This window comes from Streptomyces sp. NPDC006259, from assembly GCF_042870975.1.
Lineage (GTDB): Bacteria > Actinomycetota > Actinomycetes > Streptomycetales > Streptomycetaceae > Streptomyces.
Window position 1 is genome coordinate 735,967 of record NZ_JBIAHY010000005.1, and the last position, 18,113, is coordinate 754,079.

Annotated in this window: 19 protein-coding genes and 2 pseudogenes; 8 read left to right on the top strand and 13 right to left on the bottom strand. The window is 69.8% G+C overall.

From position 1 onward, the window contains the following. Positions 1–28: 28 nt before the first annotated feature. Entirely contained in the window at positions 29–874 is an 846-nt protein-coding gene (locus ACFYO5_RS24040; protein WP_388712036.1) for an SDR family oxidoreductase, read from the bottom strand. Positions 875–1,120: 246 nt separating this feature from the next. Between ACFYO5_RS24040 and ACFYO5_RS24045 the strand changes: the two genes are divergently transcribed. Next, entirely contained in the window at positions 1,121–2,080 is a 960-nt protein-coding gene (locus ACFYO5_RS24045; protein ID WP_388712039.1) for a helix-turn-helix domain-containing protein, read from the top strand. Positions 2,081–3,007: 927 nt separating this feature from the next. Here the strand turns inward: ACFYO5_RS24045 and ACFYO5_RS24050 are convergent. From ACFYO5_RS24050 to ACFYO5_RS24070, 5 genes and pseudogenes are all read right to left on the bottom strand, one after another. Then, a pseudogene (locus ACFYO5_RS24050) lies at positions 3,008–3,658 on the bottom strand (pyridoxal-phosphate dependent enzyme); the annotation flags it as partial. Between the two features lie 66 nt (positions 3,659–3,724). Beyond that, entirely contained in the window at positions 3,725–4,699 is a 975-nt protein-coding gene (locus ACFYO5_RS24055) for a polyprenyl synthetase family protein (RefSeq protein WP_388712042.1), read from the bottom strand. Then, the gene (locus ACFYO5_RS24060) at positions 4,696–5,736 is read right to left on the bottom strand and encodes a tetratricopeptide repeat protein (RefSeq protein WP_388712045.1); all 1,041 of its coding nucleotides are present in this window, start codon (positions 5,734–5,736) and stop codon (positions 4,696–4,698) included. Before ACFYO5_RS24060 ends, ACFYO5_RS24055 begins: the two co-directional genes overlap by 4 nt. 844 nt (positions 5,737–6,580) lie before the next feature. After that, a complete protein-coding gene (locus tag ACFYO5_RS24065; RefSeq protein ID WP_388712048.1) occupies positions 6,581–7,627 on the bottom strand; it encodes a hypothetical protein in 1,047 nt (348 codons plus the stop codon). Positions 7,628–7,654: 27 nt separating this feature from the next. Further along, complete coding sequence (locus ACFYO5_RS24070) at positions 7,655–7,813, bottom strand: hypothetical protein (protein ID WP_388712051.1); 159 nt, start codon at positions 7,811–7,813, stop codon at positions 7,655–7,657. Positions 7,814–8,178: 365 nt separating this feature from the next. On the opposite strand from ACFYO5_RS24070, the gene ACFYO5_RS24075 reads away from it, so the two are divergent. Further along, complete coding sequence (locus tag ACFYO5_RS24075; protein ID WP_388712054.1) at positions 8,179–8,682, top strand: hypothetical protein; 504 nt, start codon at positions 8,179–8,181, stop codon at positions 8,680–8,682. Here ACFYO5_RS24075 and ACFYO5_RS24080 read toward each other — a convergent pair. From ACFYO5_RS24080 to ACFYO5_RS24095, 4 genes are all read right to left on the bottom strand, one after another. Next, positions 8,673–9,182, bottom strand: a complete 510-nt coding sequence (locus ACFYO5_RS24080; protein WP_388712057.1) for a DUF4396 domain-containing protein — start codon at positions 9,180–9,182, stop codon at positions 8,673–8,675. The two genes, ACFYO5_RS24075 and ACFYO5_RS24080, sit on opposite strands and share 10 nt — an antisense overlap. A 158-nt stretch (positions 9,183–9,340) precedes the next feature. Beyond that, positions 9,341–9,967 (bottom strand): DUF305 domain-containing protein, encoded by a 627-nt coding sequence (locus ACFYO5_RS24085; protein WP_388712060.1) that lies wholly within the window; start codon positions 9,965–9,967, stop codon positions 9,341–9,343. 117 nt (positions 9,968–10,084) lie between these two features. After that, a complete protein-coding gene (locus ACFYO5_RS24090; protein WP_388712063.1) occupies positions 10,085–10,477 on the bottom strand; it encodes a DUF6153 family protein in 393 nt (130 codons plus the stop codon). Positions 10,478–10,668: 191 nt separating this feature from the next. After that, on the bottom strand, positions 10,669–11,283 hold the full coding sequence (locus ACFYO5_RS24095) for a TetR/AcrR family transcriptional regulator (RefSeq protein ID WP_388712066.1): 615 nt from the start codon (positions 11,281–11,283) through the stop codon (positions 10,669–10,671). Positions 11,284–11,387: 104 nt separating this feature from the next. On the opposite strand from ACFYO5_RS24095, the gene ACFYO5_RS24100 reads away from it, so the two are divergent. From ACFYO5_RS24100 to ACFYO5_RS24115, 4 genes are all read left to right on the top strand, one after another. Beyond that, positions 11,388–12,785, top strand: coding sequence for an MFS transporter (locus ACFYO5_RS24100; RefSeq protein WP_388712069.1), 1,398 nt, complete (start codon positions 11,388–11,390; stop codon positions 12,783–12,785). A gap of 95 nt (positions 12,786–12,880) precedes the next feature. Further along, positions 12,881–13,393, top strand: a complete 513-nt coding sequence (locus ACFYO5_RS24105) for an aspartate carbamoyltransferase (protein WP_388712072.1) — start codon at positions 12,881–12,883, stop codon at positions 13,391–13,393. 64 nt (positions 13,394–13,457) lie between these two features. Next, complete coding sequence (locus tag ACFYO5_RS24110) at positions 13,458–13,859, top strand: GNAT family N-acetyltransferase (RefSeq protein ID WP_388712075.1); 402 nt, start codon at positions 13,458–13,460, stop codon at positions 13,857–13,859. Between the two features lie 45 nt (positions 13,860–13,904). After that, the gene (locus ACFYO5_RS24115; RefSeq protein ID WP_388712076.1) at positions 13,905–14,753 is read left to right on the top strand and encodes a class I SAM-dependent methyltransferase; all 849 of its coding nucleotides are present in this window, start codon (positions 13,905–13,907) and stop codon (positions 14,751–14,753) included. Positions 14,754–15,779: 1,026 nt separating this feature from the next. On the opposite strand, the gene ACFYO5_RS24120 is transcribed toward ACFYO5_RS24115, so the two are convergent. Further along, positions 15,780–16,694 (bottom strand): alpha/beta hydrolase, encoded by a 915-nt coding sequence (locus ACFYO5_RS24120; RefSeq protein WP_388712078.1) that lies wholly within the window; start codon positions 16,692–16,694, stop codon positions 15,780–15,782. 108 nt (positions 16,695–16,802) lie between these two features. On the opposite strand from ACFYO5_RS24120, the gene ACFYO5_RS24125 reads away from it, so the two are divergent. Both ACFYO5_RS24125 and ACFYO5_RS24130 read left to right on the top strand, forming a co-directional pair. Further along, entirely contained in the window at positions 16,803–17,237 is a 435-nt protein-coding gene (locus ACFYO5_RS24125; RefSeq protein ID WP_388712080.1) for a MarR family winged helix-turn-helix transcriptional regulator, read from the top strand. A gap of 22 nt (positions 17,238–17,259) precedes the next feature. After that, the gene (locus ACFYO5_RS24130) at positions 17,260–17,394 is read left to right on the top strand and encodes a hypothetical protein (protein ID WP_388712082.1); all 135 of its coding nucleotides are present in this window, start codon (positions 17,260–17,262) and stop codon (positions 17,392–17,394) included. A 39-nt stretch (positions 17,395–17,433) separates the two neighbouring features. On the opposite strand, the gene ACFYO5_RS24135 is transcribed toward ACFYO5_RS24130, so the two are convergent. Together ACFYO5_RS24135 and ACFYO5_RS24140 are read right to left on the bottom strand one after the other, a co-directional pair. Further along, positions 17,434–17,598, bottom strand: a complete 165-nt coding sequence (locus ACFYO5_RS24135) for a hypothetical protein (protein WP_388712084.1) — start codon at positions 17,596–17,598, stop codon at positions 17,434–17,436. 328 nt (positions 17,599–17,926) lie between these two features. Next, positions 17,927–18,073: pseudogene (locus ACFYO5_RS24140) on the bottom strand (ATP/GTP-binding protein); the annotation flags it as partial. Between the last annotated feature and the right edge of the window lie 40 nt (positions 18,074–18,113).

Consider the following 18,113-nt stretch of genomic DNA (forward strand, 5'->3'; position numbering starts at 1 on the left):
GTTCCGGCAGGGGCGCGGGGCGTGGTGCTCAGGCGTGAGCGTCGTCGTAGGCCAGGCGGTCGCCCAGCTCGCGGGATGCCTCGGCCTGGGCAAGGAGCTCCTTCGCCTTGGCCTCGGCAGCCTCGATGGCGTCGGCGCCGGCGACGAACCGCAGCAGCGGCTTGTCCTGGCCGACGACGGTCAGCAGGGCGCGGGCGAGTTTGGCCGGGTCGCCGGGCTGCTGGCCGTTCATGCTCCTCATGCCCTCGATCCGCGGGGCGGTGCGCGGGGCGTAGTCGTCGATGGACAGCTCGGGCCAGGTGGTGGAGCCGTCCACGAGGCGTTCGGTGCGGAAGTAGCCGGGCTCCACGATCGTGGTGTTGATGTTGTACGGCTCGACGTCGTGACGCAGGGACTCCATCCAGCCCTCTTCCGCGAACTTGGAGGCTGCATAGGCGGAGGTGAACTCCATGCCGACCAGCCCGGCGGTCGAGGTGATGGTGATGATGTGGCCTGCACGCTGCTTGCGCAGGATGGGCAGGACAGCGCGGGTGACGTTCATCGGGCCGAAGAGGTTGGTCTCGAACTGCCGGCGCATCTGCGCGGGCGAGATCTCCTCGAAGTAGCCGGTGAAGAGGTTCCCGGCGTTGTTGATCAGGACGTCGATGCGGCCGAAGCGGTCGACGGCTGCCTGCGCGGCGGCCTCGGCCTCCTCCAGGCTGGTGACGTCGAGCCTGGTGACCAGCAGATTGTCCTGCGGCCCGCCGAGGCTCTTCTCGACCTCTTCGGGGCGGCGGCCGGTGGCGACGACCTGGTGGCCGGCGGTGAGGGCCTCGCGGGCGATGTCCGTGCCCAGACCGCGTCCGGCACCGGTGACGAGAATGACCTTGCTCATGGGAGGTTTCCTTTCCGGCGCCGAGATCGGCACCCGCTGTCTGCGGGGGGTGATCCGTGCAGCACGGAGAGCGCCGCAGAGGAGGCTGGGACCGGCGGCACGAGCGCCGTCTGTCTGAACGGTTCACACCGCCGTGGGCGGTGCACCACCCACAAAACCGGCTGTCACGCGAGGGCGGGAGTCCCTGATGAGGGGGTCACTGACAGGGACCCCCAACCCGGCGGATGCGCTCGTAGAGTGAAGCGCATGGCAGGAAGAAACGACCCCAACGGCACAAACCGCGACATCCGCGATGATTTCCGCGCGGAGATCCGGGAATTCCTCGGCACGCGACGGGCCAAGGTCACCCCCGAGCAGGCCGGCCTGCCCCTGTACGGCGGAGAGCGCCGACGGGTCACCGGGCTGCGCCGCGAGGAGGTCGCCCTCCTCGCGGGCATCTCCAGCGAGTACTACACCCGGCTGGAGCGCGGCAACGCCACCGGCGTCTCCGAGAGCGTCATCGAAGGCATCGCGCAAGCACTTCAGCTCGACGAGGCCGAACGCATCCACCTGCTCGACCTCCTGCGCGGCGCCGGCACGACCCGCCCGCCGCGCCGCCGCCCGGCCCAGCAGCGCGTGCGGCCCGCGGTGCAGCGTGTCCTCGACTCGATGGCCGGCACACCCGCGTTCATCCTCAGCGGCCGCGGCGACATCCTGGCCGCCAACCACCTCGGGCGCGCCCTGTTCTCCCCCGTCTACGCCGACCCGGTACGGCCGCCGAACAACGCCCGGTTCGCCTTCCTCAGCCCGCACGCGACCGAGTTCTTCCGCCACTGGGACGAAGTCGCAGGCGACACGGTCGCCATGCTGCGCGCCGAGGCCGGCCGCGACCTCTACGACCGACGGCTGACGGACCTGATCGGGGAGCTGTCCACCCGCAGCGAGGAATTCCGCCACCGCTGGGCTGCCCACAACGTCCGCATGCACACCACCGGCGTGAAACTCCTCCACCACCCGGTCGTCGGCGACCTCGACCTGCCCTTCGAAACCTTCCCGCTCCCCGACGGCCCCAGCCAGTTCCTCCTCACCTACACCGCTGAACCCCACTCACCCTCGCAGGAGGCCCTGAACCTGCTGGCCAGCTGGGCCGCGACCAACGACGACATCGAGCGGTCCGCGCCGGCCAACGACCCTCAGCCCGCCGACTCGGGCGAGACACCCGACTGACCGACGAGCCACGCGAGTCGATCTGCGGCCCGAGACCGCTGGGGTGACGTTGCACTCCAGCTCGCGGCACTGCGGACAAACGGACAACTGCCAACCCCCGCCATAACTTGGGCTCGCCCGCCCAACCAGGCCGCAGATCAGGGCTGGGCACGGGATTGCTCAGCACTCGGCTCCGGCAGCGTCCACGTCACGCAGGATCCCTTCCACCGCGAGATGACGAACCGCTCGACAACCTGTTGTAGGCCCTGCCCGGCGCGTCGCTTGGTCTGCCAGGGTGGTCCAGTAGGGTCGCCCTGACAGGCCAGGGATGGTCTGGAGGCGAGCGATCCGCCCGGGTGGAGTCGCAGATGCCCGAAGGGTGGGATGCCCGATCCCGCTGTATGTGTTTTTTCGGTGTCCGTGCATGTATTCCTCCACGGCTGCGGCCCGGGGGCAGTCGGAGCAGGAAGCCTCATGCCGCACACGACCGACGAGCGGATCACCCAAGGAGCTCGCGCGTCTGCTGTACCTCGGGTGACTTCAGACGAAGGCCGGCCGGCGCGCCCTGGACCCCACCGACCGTGGACAACTCGCTTTCCAGGCTCTCCTCTTCGAGTGCCTGATGAGCAGCCGTGAGTACCCGCACCCCCTGGAGCCGCCGCGAAAGAGCGCGATGGCCGGCACCAGCGGCTGCCTGAATCCACCGGCTCAGCCATCTGGAGATCCACACCAACACGGCGTACCGCGTTGCCGGCCGCCTCCTGCCCTTCCTTCACGACGACCATGGTGTGCGGGATCCCCGGTCTCCGACTGATCGACTTCACCTGCCGACGGGTACGCCTGATTCATGGGTCACCAGCCGCTTCGCCTTGGACCGCAGCGTCTCCACCTTCGCCGGCACCGCCTCCAAACCGAATGCGACGGCCATCTCCTGGCAGGTCAGAGGCCGCTGGCCGAGAGCGAGCGCCTGGGACATGGCCTCGGCGCCCTTCGTCTCCACACCCCAGACCCTGACACCCGGACGCCGTGCCCCGCAGCGCCGCCGCGACCCCGGCGATGAGGCCTCCGCCTCCGACGCTGACGAGGACGTCGGTGAGCTCGTCCGCGTCGTCGGCGCACTCCACTCCCACCGTGCCCTGCCCGTCGATCACCACGGGGTCGTCGAAGGGGTGGACCAGCGTCAGCCCCCCGTCCCGCAGCCGGTTCACCAGCGAGAAGGCACCGTCCATGTCGTCCGTCAGTCAGCCGCAGCGAGGCCCCGGCCGCCTCGACGATCTCCACGGACCGTGCGGGCGCCGAATGCGGCAGGACCATCGTCGCCTTGACGTCGAGGGCCGCCGCCATGTCGGCGAGGGCGATCCCGTGGTTGCCGTCGCTGACCGCCACGCCCCCCGGCCGCCCGTTGCGCCTTGCTCAGCGACAGCAGTTTGGCCGTCGCGTCGCGCGCCTTGAACGAGCCGGTGTGCTGGAGCAGTTGGAGCTTGGCGGTGACGGGAGCACCGAGCAGTGCGGACGGGCCGGGCTGGGCAGGGTCGGTGTGCGTGCGAGGTGTCCGGTGATCGGCCCGGCCCGGCGCTCGATGTCCGTGATTCCGATCAGGACGGTTCCTTCCGGTGGGGGAGAGCTCCTCTCGAACGCCCGGGGGCGGTGCAGGTCAACCGGGTGTCAGAGGTCGCGGCGCAGGAGGTAGTCGAGCAGCGGCCGCAGTTCGTGCGCCGTCTCGGCGGAGGCGAGGTGACGGCGTGACGCGGCGAGAGCGGCCGTTCTGCCGCCGCACTCCTCGATCAGGTCCGCGATCTCCACCGGAGACCCGTCCGACTCCAGGAGCCGCCCCAGGCGCGCCGCCGCAGGGGTCGGTGCGTCGAGCGCGGCGAGCACCGGGAACGTCTTCTTCCGTTCCCGTAGATCGCCGTGCACGGGCTTGCCCGTGACCAGGGGATCGCCCCAGATGCCCAGGACGTCGTCGACGATCTGGAAGCCCACCCCCAGATGCCGTCCGGCCCGGTCCAGCGCCGCCACCGTGGCCGGGGGCGCCCCGCCGAGCAGGGCGCCCAGTGCCGCGGCACAGCCCAGCAGTGCCCCGGTCTTGTGCTCGGCCATGGCCCGGTACTCGTCCGGTCGCACCCGCTCCGGCCCCGCCCAGGGGCGCGTGGCGAACAGGAGGTCGTCCGCCTGCCCCCTCACCAGGTCGGACAGGGCCGCGGACAGCAGGCGCACGGCGTTGGACCCGGCGTCGGCCAGGGACTCGACGGCGAGCGCGAACAGGGCGTCTCCCGCGAGAACGGCGGGTCCGGTGCCGTAGGCCTTCCACACCGTGGGGCGGCCGCGCCGGGCCGGGTCGCCGTCCATGATGTCGTCGTGGAGCAGCGAGAATACGTGCACCAGTTCCACGGCGACGGCCGCGGGCACCCCGGCCCGCCCGGGCGCGCCGGCCGCCTCGGCACCCAGCACGGCGAGCGCCTGCCGTACCCCCTTGCCGCCGGAGGCCACGGCCGGGGCGCCGCCCACCTCGCACCAGCCGAAGGAGTAGGCGGCCATCTCGCTCACCCAGGGGTGCAGCCGGCCCACGGCCTCCTGGAGCGCGGGCTGCACCAACTCGCGGCAGCGGGTGAGGACTTCAGGAGCGGCGACGGTCGTCACAGAACCGCCTCCGTCCGCGCGCCGAACTCCTCCTGGGCCCGGGTCACCATCTCCCGCGCGTGCCGCAGCCCGGCCCGCTCCAGCACGCGGGCCAGGTCGTCCAGTTCGGCCGCGGTCTCGGCGCGGTCGCGGCCCAGCCGGGCCAGTGCCTTGGCGAGCCCGAGCCGGGCCAAGGCCTGCCCGCGCGGTTCGCTCATGGCACGGAACTCGGCTAGCGCCTGCTCGTACAGGTCGCGGGCCTCGGCGTAACGCCCGGCCCGGTAGAGGACGTTGCCGCGCATCTTGCGGTTGTAGGCCAGCGCGCTGGACAGGTTCATCTCCCGGCACGTCGTCTCCGCCTCAGACAGCAGGGCGAGGGCCCGTTCGGTGTCGCCGTCGCGCACGGAGACGAGGTCCGCGAGCCCGCGCAACGCCCAGGCGTGACCGCGCCGGTCGTCGGCGCCCGCGGCGATCCGGGCCGCCTCCTCGAACATCGCGAACGCGGTGTCGTAGGACCCGGTGTTGCGGTGCATCTGCGCGATGCCGGACAGCGCCCACACCGTGTGCCGGGCCTCGCCGCGCCGCCTGGCCTCGTCCAGCAACTGCTCGTGCAGCCGGCCGACGGCCTCGTAGTCGCCCTGGATACGGCCCGTCTCGGCCAGCCCCGCCAGCGAGTACCCCCGCACGACGACATCCCCGCCCCGCTCGCCGAGCTCGGCCGCCAGTCCCAACAGCCGCCGGGCCAGGGGGAATCCGCCCCGCTGCCGGGCCAGCGTGCCGCCGCTCCACAGTGCCCAGGCCATGCCCGCCGCGTCCCCGGCCCGACGGGCGGCCCGGTAACTCGCCTTCCAGGACCGGTCGGCGTCGGCGACCCGGCCGAGCCTGCGCTGTGCCTCGGCGATCGCGAGTCCGGAGCGTGCCGCCTCCCCGTGCCGTCCGGCCCGCTCGGCCGCTCTCAACTGCTCGGTGCCGGCGGCCAGGACGTCGTCCAGCGACGAGTTCACGGAGAGAGCGGTGAGCGCGCCCTGGTACTCCGGGGCGAATGCCTTGCCGTACATGCATGCCTTTCCGTCCGTATACACCCCATCTCTACATGCGATGTATACATCGTGCGTATAGCGCCTTGAAAATGAGCCCCGACCCATGGGCCGGGGTCATCCGTTGCCGGTCAAGACGTGGACGGAGCCGGACAGGTTGCCTGTGAGGCGCAGATCACTGATCCTCGAGGACCAGCTCCGGGACTGGTCCGAGGAACTCCGCCAGCGCTGAAGGCAAGGGGGTTGCGGTCGGAGCTTGTTGCCACAGCTGATCAGATGAACGCACCTGCCTCGAGCCCGGGTCTCGGCTCCTCGCTGTGGCTGTGGGGCGTTGGCCGGGGCGCCCGTCTGCGGCCATGCGCGGCCGGTGCGTGATCACTTGATCAAGTCCCTGGCCGAGATCTGGCGCATCGATGAGCTCGTCGATGAAGCACCCGGTGATGCCTGGCAGCGGTTGTCCTGCGGTGACGGGCGCAGGGCTCGCGGGTCTGTGACTGGGCCGGAGCCAAGCTGCCCGCACCCTCGGCGGTGCCCCATCGATGCGGGGAAGGATCACGAGCGGGCCGCCGTCGCCACGGTGCTGGCAGTCGAACCGGATGTCATTACTGGTCATCCAGTGATTGTGTCAGCGAAACCGTTCCCCCCGCCTGGGTGGATTGAGCTGTGGCTATGCGCGGCATGCCGAGGTCGATCGCCGTACCGTCGGAAGCTCGTCGGTCCATCTGGGCGAGCTTGTCTTCAGCGCCAGCCAGGCTGACCCTGAGCCCTTCGACCTCCCCGAGCCAGCCCTCGCGCTCGGCCTCGGCGATGCGGGGCCAGCCGCGTCACCAGCCTGTCCGAACAGCACACTAGGAGCTGGTCGTTGTCATTGGATGAGTTCGAGGTGCGGGTGCTCTGGGGACGCAGGACACATGTGGAGCTGGAGATCGTAGCCCCGGGCGAGATCCAGCAAGGTCGGATGCGATGGTTGGGCGGAGGCGGGGGAGGAGATGGCGTCTGCCTGGTCCTCGAGGGGGATCCAGCTGGTGGTGCTGGAGTTCCACTCGCGTGATGCGATGGTGAGCAGCGGGTCCATGTCGGTTCCGCACGTGGAACAGCGGCGTGGCATTGGGTCGGTGAGGCCCCAGCGGGTCCAGCCTCCTGCTTTCCACCCGGGCGCGGTCGAGAGCAGGTTGCGGTAGAACTCGTCGGCGGCGACCCCGTAGGCGTCGTCCCATCCGGAGCCGGCTTGCCGCCATCGCGTGGGGTCCTTGAGCTGTTGCTGGTCGTCCTTGCTCAGCTCGAGGGGGTTGGGGTACTCGGTGACTTCTTCCGGGGTGAGCAGGCAGGGTTCGGGGAGGTAGCCGGGGAATTGCAGTGCGGGTGGGGCTGGCTGGACTGCGAGGCTGTCGGAGATGGTGGCAGAGGAGCGCCAGTAGAGGGCGGTCCTGGGGTGGTCGGGGTGGTCGAAGGGACACCAGAGGACTTGCAGCAGGTCAGCGTCAGCGTTTCCAGGAGCCTTGAGCAGAGGAACGTCGCGGGCGAAGAGCTGGGCGACGGGCAGCATGGCGACTGGGCCCTCCGGCCAGGGTTGGCCGGCACTGATGCGTTCTTCGAGTGCCCGTTCCTCAGGTGTGTGGTGCGGTGGGTGCGTCCCGCCGGCGCGGCGGGCCGCCACGGCTGCCCGGATTTCTCGTTGCAGGCGGATGTCGGCCGGTGACAAGACCTCGTTGAGGCCGTCCCATTCGTGTGGCCCGTCGCAGTACGGCCAGGGCTCGTCAGCGGGCCACAGCAGTGGCCCGCCGACTGAGCTGTCATGCGGGGACGGGGCGCCGGGCCGAGGGTGCAGTCTTGTCGCGGTGCGCGCCATGGGGGCCAGTTGCGGAAATATCGCAGTGACGTCGATCGGCCGCGGTGGGGTCGTGCTGCTCATTTCGCTCCCGTGGGCGCCCCTGTGGCGCTAGTTCCCGAGGTTCAACAGGCCCGTGTCGGTCGTGGTGTTGCTGATGTGGATATCGGGGAAGACCGGTCGTGTCGAGCCGTCCGCCCGCTCGAGCGTAGCCCTCATGGTGACGCCAGGCGGAATGGTGCTGGTGCTGTCACGGTAGTCGGGGATCACCTGGTAGAGGATGGCGTCATCGGGTCCGACAGTTCGTCGGCCAGGGCCTTTTGGGCCTGCTGCTCGTAGGACCGCATGCTCGGCCTTCCCGTGTCGGCACGCTGCGCGATGTCCCGGCGGCCGGGGCTCCGGACTTCGCTCGCCGTCTCGCTCAGGTCGACGGCCGCCGCTTGCACGCCCTGGTGGAGAGGAGCGGCGAGTTCGGGCACACGCCGTGGGACCGTTCCCGCCGCGGCTGCGCAAGCTGACACTCACCCTCCATGTCACCGCCTCGGTCGGCTGGCTGGGGGCGGTCGCCGCCTTCCTGGCGCTGGCCGTCGCCGGGCTGTCCAGCAGCTCGCCCGGTGCAGGGCTCCTATGCGGCGATGGAGCTGGTGGGATGGTCCGTGATCGTTCCCCTCAGCATCGCCTCGCTGCTCACCGGCGTTCTCCAGTCGCTGGACACCGTCTGGGGGCTGCTGCGCCACTACTGGGTCGTCGCGAAACTGCTGATCACGGTGCTGGCCACGCTGCTTCTGCTGGTGCACATGCAGCCGGTCGTACACCTCGCCGACGCGGCGGCCAGGGCCACACTGGCGGGCGGCGAGCTGGAAGGCATGCGCAACCAGCTGATCGCCGACGCGGCCGCCGCCCTGCTGGCGCTGCTCACCGCGGCCGCCCTGTCGGTCTTCAAGCCGCGAGGCATAACCGAACTACGGTCGCCGCCGCCGACGCGAGCAGAGCCTCCTGCCGCACTGAACCTGTACCCCCAACCGGCCGGCCGGTCGCCGGACATTCGCCAGATGGCGCCTGCAGTGCAAACGCGCCCGGGCGTACCCGCAAAGGGTGCCGCCCGGGCGTGCGCTTGCTGGGTGAGAGGTCAGTGGTAGGCGTGGACGACGGCGTGGCCCTTGCCCCGGCCGATCATCCACTTGTTGACCGGGGTCGTGATCAGAAAGGCGACGGCGAAGCCTCCGAGCAGTGCGGTCCAGAACAGGGTGTCGGACAGGTGGGCGTCCATGGCGCCGCTGAGGGCGACGACGCCGTTGTCGACGAGTTCCATGATCGCGATGGAGACGGTGTCCGCCGCCAGTGCCACCTTGACGGCGCTCTTGAGGTCCAGGCCCGCCCTGCGAAGGGCGAACAGGGTGAAGGAGTAGCCGAAGACGAACGCCAGGGCGATCGCCAGGACCATGGTGGGCACGTTGCCCCACAGCAGGGCGGTGCCGATGACCATGCCGAGGATCTCCCCGATCGCGCATCCGGTCAGGCAGTGCAGCGTTGCCTTGACCGCCGTTCCCCAGGACGCGCTGCCATGCCCTCCGTGGCCTCCGGCCGCCTGTGCGGCGTTGTCGTGAGCGGTGCCGGTGTGGTGTGCGGTGTGGTCCATGACCGTCATCCCCAATCCCGTCCAGGTGTGACCCGATCCCGTGTCCCACACCACAACGATATACCCCTGGGGGGTATTCCGGAAAGTGGGTGAAGCGTGCCAAGCAGTGGGAGTGTGCGGGCCGCGCAGGCACAGCACACCCCCACTGCCGGAGTGGGTCAGCTCTTGCCGAGGAGGTCGTTCATCCTCGTGATCTCGGCGGTCTGCGAGGTGATGATGGCGTCGGCCATCTTCTTGGCGCCGGGGAAGGAGCCTTCTGTCTTCTCCGTCTTGGCCATCGCCACCGCGCCTTCGTGATGCTTGATCATCATCTGCATGAAGGCGGTGTCGAACGCCGTGCCGGACGCCTTCCCCAGCTGGTCCATCTCCTGGGCTGTCATCATCGCGCCCGCGCTGTGAGCAGAGTGGTCCATGGTGCCGTCGGCGGGCACTTCCTCGCCCCAGGAGGTCAGCCACCCGGACAGGGTCTTGATCTCCGGGTCCTGGGCCTTCTCGATCTGTTCGGCGAGCTTCTTCACCTCGGTCGACTCGGCGCGGGACGGGGCGAGGCCGGCCATCTCCACCGCCTGACGGTGGTGGGGGATCATCCCCTGGGCGAAGGCGGTGTCGGCGGCGTTGTGCTGGCCCTGCGAGGCGGAGGCCGAAGTAGACGCCGAGGTCGCGGGGTGGCCGTTGTGCCCGGTCGCGCTGTCGCCGCTGCCGCCGCATGCGGCCAGGACGAGAGCGGCCGTGCCGGCGGCGGCCACGGCGGCGCCGCGGCGGATCAGGGAACGCTTGCGGATCATGGTGGTGCAACTCCTTCACGCGCGCCCGTCTCGGGCGCGCGGGATCAGGGGGAAGAGACCAGGCCGAAGACGGCACCCGCCCCGGGCAGGGCATGAGGGAGTGCCGTGCGGGCCGCTCTATATCCGCAGGAGTTGCAGTTCGGAGAGGTCAGGCGGCGCCCGGCCGCCCTGCACGGCCGACGCCGGCGCGGCGATCGGAACACCGGCAGCGGCCAGGAAGTCGGGCAGGGCGCCGGCCAGCGCGGGCGGCGCGTACGCGGAGCCGATGCCCGCCGCCGCGCACGTACCGTCGGCGTGTGCGAGGTGCCCGGAGCCACCGCCGGTGTGCGAGCATGCCGCGCTTGCCTGCTCCGTGGCAGAAGCATGGGCCATGGTCATGGCGTGTTCGGATGCCGGCGCTCCGTCGGGAGCCAGTGCGTGCATGCCCAGGACCCCGGCCAGCACGGTCAGCACCAGCAGCGCGAACAGCGGCCCAGTGGGCCGGCGGCTCGATCGGGTGCTGCTGGTCATGCCCGCCATCGTACGGATACACCCGCAAGAGCGTGACGTTGAGGGACCCGCGCGCACGCCTGGCCTGCTGGCGAACACGGACTCATCGCCATGACATCCCACATGCTGAGCAGGCCCTTCGCCCGTGCCGCCCCGCCTCGGCCACCTGGCGGCCCCTCCCGTGCCGAGCATTTCGTCGTGGGCTGTCGGCGTTACGCCACGCCTCCGGTTTCGGGTACCGGCTTGCCCGGGGGCGTGAAGGCGGCGAGGACCGTGGCGGTGATGTGGTGGGCGGCGCGGTCGGAGGTGAGACGGCCGGCGCGGATCTCCTCCGAGGCGCTGTGCATGACCGTGTGCAGGACATTGACCAGCCACGCGATCGGCAGGTCTGTGCGGAAGACGCCCTCGGCGCGGCCGCGGGCGACCAGCGTCTCGACCCGCGCGGCGGGCCCGCTGTGCAGCTCGCGGATGCGTCCCGCGGAGAGTTCCTTCTGGGCGGCGACGAGCAGGGCCCGCGCCTGGTCCACCAGATGCCAGCCGGCCTCGACGTAACGCGCGAGCGCGAGCAGCGGGTCACCGGACAGATCGACCGCGTCCAGTGCCTCGTTGCCCCGGTCGATGGCACGGCTCATCGCCGCGTCGACGACCTCTGCCCGGGAGGTGAAGTGCGCATACAGCGTCACCCGGCCCACACCCGCGACGCGTGCGATCTCGCTCATGCTCGCCTCCGGGTTGCGTCCGAGGCATTCGGCGGCGGCCTGCACGATCGCGTCGATGCTGCGCAGAGCGTCGGCGCGTTTGGTGGCCGTGGAGTTCTTGCTGCCCATGCACCCACCCTACCCCGGCAAGTCGTACAACTCTGTTTGGCTTATACCCTCGGGGCGTATAACGTGAACACCCCTGTATGACTTAGCGGTGAGGGGTGAGCGTCATGAGCGACACGGAAACCACCACCACACGCGCACCGGATGCACCGCACCCGCTGCGCTGGACGGCCCTGGGACTGCTCGGGCTGGCCCAGCTGATGCTGATCCTGGACATCACCGTGGTCGCGATTGCCCTGCCCCATATGGGCGCCGAACTGGACCTGGGCCGCGCCGCACTGACCTGGGTGGTCAGCGGGTACGCCCTCACGTTCGGGAGTCTGATGCTGCTCGGCGGCCGGGCCGCGGACCTGTTCGCTCCCAAGCGGGTCGTCCTGGCCGGGCTTGCCGTGTTCACCGTCGCGTCGCTGGCTGCCGGGCTCGCCACCGGCGCCCCGCTGCTGCTCGGTGCCCGGATCGCCCAGGGGGTGGGCGCCGCGATGATCTCGCCCGCCGCTCTGTCCGTGGTGGTGCGGCTGTTTGACGGCGACGAGCGCAACCGCGCGCTGGGCATCTGGTCGGCGCTCGGCGGCGGAGGCGCCGCGCTCGGTGTACTGCTGGGCGGTCTGATCACGGCAGGCCCGGGCTGGGCCTGGGTCTTCTTCGTCAACGTCCCCGTCGGCCTGGTCGTCCTCGTCGCGCTGGCCCGGATCCTGCCGAGCCTGCCCCGCGCGGCCACCGGTTCCCTCGACGTGCCCGGGGCCGCCCTGGTCGCCGCGGCGACCGGCGCCCTCATCTACGCCCTGATCTGGGCCGGCGACCACGGCTGGCTCGACACCGTCACCGTCGTCCTGGTCGCTCTCTCGGCAGCCGCCTACGCCGCCTTCGCCGCGTGGCAGCGCCGGGCGGCGGCACCGCTGATGGACCTGCGTCTCCTCGGCCGGCGCCCGGTGGTGGCGGGCACCTTCGTGATCGCCGTCACCACCGCACTGATGGTGGGGGCCTTCTTCCTCGGCTCGTTCTACCTCCAGAACCATCAAGGCCACGGCGCTCTGACGACCGGCGTGCTGTTCCTGCCGGTGGCGCTCGTGACGATGGCCGCCGCCACCGCCGCCGGCCGCGTGATCGGCCGTCTGGGAGCACGGATGCTGGCCGCGGTCGCCCTGGCCGTCGCAGCCGTCGGCTTCCTCGTGCCGGTGCTCTGGTCCGGAACCGCCGCCATGGTCACCGGTGTGAGCATCGCCGCGGCGGGACTGGGCGCGCTGTTCGTTGTCGCCGCGGCCACCGCGCTCAGCAGCGTCGCTCCCCACGAGGCCGGCGTGGCCTCCGGAATCGTCAGCACCTTCCACGAGTTCGGCGCCTCGGTCGGCGCCGCGGCCGTCTCCAGCGCCGCGGCCGCGAGCATCGCCGTCCGCACCGGCGCCAACACCGCCTCCGGCTTCGATGACGCGTTCCTCGTCGCCACGGGCGTGGCCGCACTGTCCGCCGTCATCGCCCTGTGGCTCATCCCGTCCAAGAACGCGTAAGCCCGTGCGGCGCACCAGGGCCACGCGATGGAAGCGACCCCACCCGAAACGAGCGGGCGTAGCGCCCGCCCTCGAACTGCGCGCGGAGGCACCTAATGAACCGCAAGCGACGACTCTGGATGGCTGGCATCGCCGCAGGGGGTGCCGGCGCGGCCCTGACCGCAGTCGTGCTGATCGGGAGCCCGCAGCAGGATGGTGACGACCGGCAGGAAACGGTGGCCGAACGCGGCCAGAGCGTGATGCCCTTCGACCTCGAACAGACCACCCACCGTTTCACGCCCACCGAGACCGGCGGGGTCCAGGACGTCGTCGCCGACCAGGCCGACGACACCAAGCAGATCGGCCTCATACGCACCCACCTCCAGCAGGAGGCCACAGCGTTCGGCCGGGGTGACTTCGGCGACCCCGCCCAAATCCACGGCGACAGCATGCCGGGCCTGAAGGGACTGCAAGAAGGCTACGAGCGCATCGAAGTGCGCTACCGGGAACGGCCCGACGGGGCCACTCTTACCTACGCCACCGACGAGCCCGCGCTGGTCGACGCACTGCACGACTGGTTTCAAGCGCAGCTCAGCGACCACGGGGACCACGCCGAATCCGGTCACTGACCAACGAGCCGAGCACCGGAGCAGGCCCATCACCGCGCACATTGGACGATCGGGAGTGAATGGCTTGAGTGATCTTTACGAGCTGAGCGTGGGCGTGCCCTCCGTCGCGGTCTTCCGCCGCCTGCGCACCGATGCCGGCCTCTCGGACAAGGCCCCGGAGGCGGTTGCGCTCGCCCTTCCCAACACCTGGCACGGGGTGCTCCTGCACCACGAAGGAGAGCCGATTGGCATGGGCCGCATCATCGGGGACGGTGGTATCGCGTTCCAGATCGTCGACATGTGCGTACACCCCGCCCACCAAGGACGCGGACTGGGCAAGCGCATCATGGCCGCGCTCACCGACGAGCTGGAGCGCCGGGCACCCGCCACCGCCTACATCTCCCTGATCGCGGACGGCCCCGCCCGCTTCCTCTACGAGAAGTTCGGCTTCGCCGACACCGCCACGCACGACTCGACCGGCATGTAGCGCGTCATGGACCCAATTTCCGTCGTTCACCACAGGAGGCCCCCCGTGCCGGACGTTGTCAACACCGAGCAGGCGCAGGCATGGAACGGCCCGGAAGGCTCCCACTGGGCCCGCAACCAGGACCGCTGGAACGCCGTGAACGAGGGCTTCAACGAACCACTGCTCGATGCCGTCGGAATCACCGGGGACCACCGGGTCCTCGACCTTGGTTGCGGCTCCGGGCAGACCACGCACCTCGCCGCGCTCAGAGCGCCCCAAGGGCACGCGCTCGGCCTCGATCTGTCTGGCCCGATGCTGGCCGAGGCGCGGGCCCGCGCCGAGCGGGAGGGCATCACCAACGCCTCCTTCGTGCAAGGCGACACCCAGGTGTACCCCTTCGAGGAGGGCTCGTTCGACGCAGCGGTCAGCCGCTATGGGGTGATGTTCTTCGCCGACCCGGTAGTGGCCTTCGCTAACGTCGCCCGGGCACTGCGGCCCGGCGGCCACCTGGCGTTCGTCTGCCCGGCCGATGCCACGCTCAACGGCTGGGTTGCGGCGATGGCGTCGCTGCGCGACGTCCTGCCCGTCGGTGACTTCGGACGGCCGGGTCTGCCCGGCATGTTCTCCCTGGCCGCCCCGGACCGCATCCGCGAAGTGCTCGCCGCGGCCGGATTCACCGGCATCAGCATCCACCAGGTGCAGGCGTACGGGACATGGGGGCACGGAGCCGAAGACGCGGCGGCGTTCCTGCTGGGCACCGGCCCCGGCCGCCATCTGATGGAGCAGGCCGACGCGGCCACGCGATCCCGCGCCCGCCGCACCCTGGCGGACCATCTGCGCGCCCAGGAGGTGGCGGACGGCACAGTCCAGCTGCTCAGCACGTCGTGGCTGGTCACGGCGGACCGCCCGGTATGACCACGCTCGTACGCCCGAGGATGAATCCCGGGCTGCGCGACCGCGGCTGAAGACCGAGGCGCGATTGCGGTTGGACTGCGGATAGCCGAGGGCGGCGAACACCAGCTACGCCATAGCAGTGGCCAAGGCCTCCAATGGGCACATCCGCCTGGCGCAGCGAGTGAAGCGTGGCCCCCTCGGCACACAGCCTGCACAGACCGGTGTTGATCGCGAGCTTCCGCCCGGCCGCAGTCTGCGTCAGTGCGGCGGTGACGTCAGGCGGGGGACGTCGGTGGGGGAAGGGTCGGGGCGGAGGTGATGCTTCCGGAGGTGCGTGACTGGGCTGAGGGTGTTGTGCCGGTTCCGGGCGGCTGATACTGCCGACTGTCTCTCACCGCGTGCTCGCCGGCCCCTACGATGCCGTCGTGCCGCCTGGTGGAGGTCGGTGTGGGTGTCGATGCCCCCGATCACCGCTATCCCAGCACGAGGCGGTCGGCAGACGACAAGACAGTGATGGAACCTCTAGCCAGGCTCCTATGAAATCACAGAAGCACGCCCGGCCACGTGCCAGACGGCACCGTCCGGCCAGCCGATGCTTCTCATCAAGGACAGCCTGAGCGTCAGTCGTTCGGAGAGTCAGGCCGTCGGATGGTGCCATCACCCATCCCCACTGTCGTCTGAAGCACAGCCCTTCCAGGCCGGCGGCCGTCCAGTCCAGCCACTGGAGTGCGCGACAGGTGTGGTGTTGTGGCCCGAAGGGGCTGTTGGGCGGCCATCTCGTTGACGGGGGTGCCGTGGAGCCCGGGTGGCACTGCGGAGCCGTGCGTGCCGTGAGAGTGTCCAGGTCGTTTGTCATAAGACGATCTTGGACACCCTCAGCATCGATCACGCGTCGAGAACGACACGCGCGCCATCAGGCACCGACCGGCCCCATGCACTCCAACAGCATCCGAGATCCGTATCCCGGACGCCGCTGAAGACTGCCGCTTGACAGGCCGGCCCCACGTATCGGTGCTGTGCCTGCATAGGGTGGCCGGTTCGGGTGCCTTACAGGTTGTTCGCATAGAAGCTGGTGAGTCGTTTGACGGCGGCGTCGACGTATGCGGGTTCGTCGTACATCTCGTAGTGGCCGGCGCCGTCGATCACCATGAGGTCGACGGGGTTGGGGGCCAGCTTCCACAGCTGCATGCCCATGTCGTAGGAGCCTGTGTTGCCGATGCGTCCGGCGAGGATGACCTGGAGGGGCTGGGTCATGAGTTGATCGGCCAGGTGGAAGGCGTCGTAGCCCAGCAGGAGGGAGTCGCTGCGCAGGAGGCGCCGGTTCGTGGAGTGTTCGTTGCCGCCGCGCTCGGTGCGGTAATAGGTGATGGCCTGAGTGGTGTCGATGTCGGTCAGGCCCGCTGCCGCGGCGTCCTCGAGGGTGTCGGGCAGCCAGTTCACGCGGGTCGTCTCGCCGGAGCGGGCCTCTTCGGTGCGTGCGTCCGCGAGGGCGTCGAGTGCTGCGGCCGGACCGTCGGGGGAGAAGCTGCGGAACGCGTTGCCGATGTTGACGGGGACGACCGTGCCGACTGCTTTGATGCGGTGGTCCGTGCGGGCGGTGTGGACGGCGTAGCCGCCACCGGCGCAGATGCCGAGGATGCCGATGCGCATCGGGTCGATGCCGGGGGTCGTGGTGAGCACGTCGATGGCGTAGGAGATGTCCTCGCCTCGGCGGTAGGGGTCTTCGAGGTCGCGGGGCTCGCCCTCGCTCTGGCCCTGATGGGCGGGGTCGAGGACGAGCGCCGCGATGCCGCGGGCGGCGAGACGGGAGGCGTAGTTGGCGCCGATCTGCTCCTTCACGCTGCTGCGTGGGGTGGAGAGCACGACGGCGGGCCGCGGTGTGCTGCGGTCGGCGTTGTTGTGCAGGTGGAGGTCCGCGGCGAGGTTGATGGGACCGCGCGGGATCGTGAGGTGCTGGATCATGCCTGGCTTCCTTCGTGAAATTGTTGTTCCATAGGAGTCCAGTACAAGGTCGCATCTTGTACCACATGAAACTAGTACGAAACTGTACCGCATCGATGGAGGAGCCGCATGCCGGTCGACGGGGCGCAGCTGTGGACGCTGAACCAGCGGCTGCTGGCAGTCGTGATGGATGCCTGCACGGAGGAGTTGGCGGAGCTCGGGTTGGAGACGAAGGAGTTCTTCGTCCTGGCCGAGGTGGAGGCATCGCCGTACCCGGCCGAGATCGCGACCGCGCTACTGCTGCCCAAGGCCAGCGTGACGGTCTACGTCCGCAACCTCGTCACCAAGGGCTTCATCCGACGCGAGATCGACGAGGCGGACCTGCGGCGTCACCGGCTCGTACTGACCGACGAGGGCACGAAAGCACGCGATCGAGCACTTGCAGCCCTCGCGGCGGAGTACGACCGCAGGTTGGCGAGGGTTACCCCCCAGGACCGCGTTGAGCTGCAACGCATCCTCAAAGCGGTGCTCGACTCGCCCGCGTCAGGCCGTATGCGCGAGTGATCGTCTGATGAGCCTGTATGCCGTGGTCTTTCCGATCTTCGCCACCCGTCCGGTCGTCGCCAACGCTCTCAGCCGCTGGAGCCACATTCTGCTGCCGCCGGTGCTGATCGCGATCGGTCTGCTCATCCTGATCGAGGGCGGGGCCTTCGGGCTGTAGGCGGTCCCGTTCCCTCCGGCGTGTGGTTTAGTGCCCGGGTCAGTTCCGGTTTGCGGCGCGTGCCGCGTCTAGTTCCTCGGTTCGATCGCCCAACTGTCCTTTCACGTCGGCGAGTTGTTGTTCCAGTTCAGTGATGCGGCGCTGAAGCTGGTCGAGGTCGGCCGGGGCACCGAGGCCGGATTCGGTCCAGACCGTCGTGCCCAACTCCTCGGACAGGCGTTTTCCGGCTGCCGGACGCGTGCCGTCAGCCGGGTGTTGCGTTCCAGGGCGTTGGCGAGGTCTGTCTGGAGCGAGACCCTGCTAACGCTCGGAGGGGGGCTTGTTGGTGTATCGCGGGCTTGCTGGCCTGGTGTGTTGTGGGTTCGTTGAGAGATGCGGGGTGCACGGTTCCAGCGGGCCGTTCGGGGTGTGAGCTGGGGTTGTGTCGTGTGTTCTGAGTGGGGCGGGGCTCGTTGTGGGTTTCGCCAGCGCGTAAAGACTCGGTTGGTGTTTGTGCTGGTCAGCGCTGTTTTGCCGGTTCGGTGAGTGGGGGTCAGCGGCTGCAGGTGGGGCGGTTGTGTTGTTCGGCGAGGTGGTCGAGCTGTACCGCGTCGAGGGCAGCTTTGGTGATGCGTTCGGTGCCGTCGTGGATGGCGGTGGTGGCTGCTTGGCGTATAAGCCTTGTGAGAGATCCGATGCGGCTGTGCCTGGCACGAGGCCGCCGCGCCTACTCCGTCGTG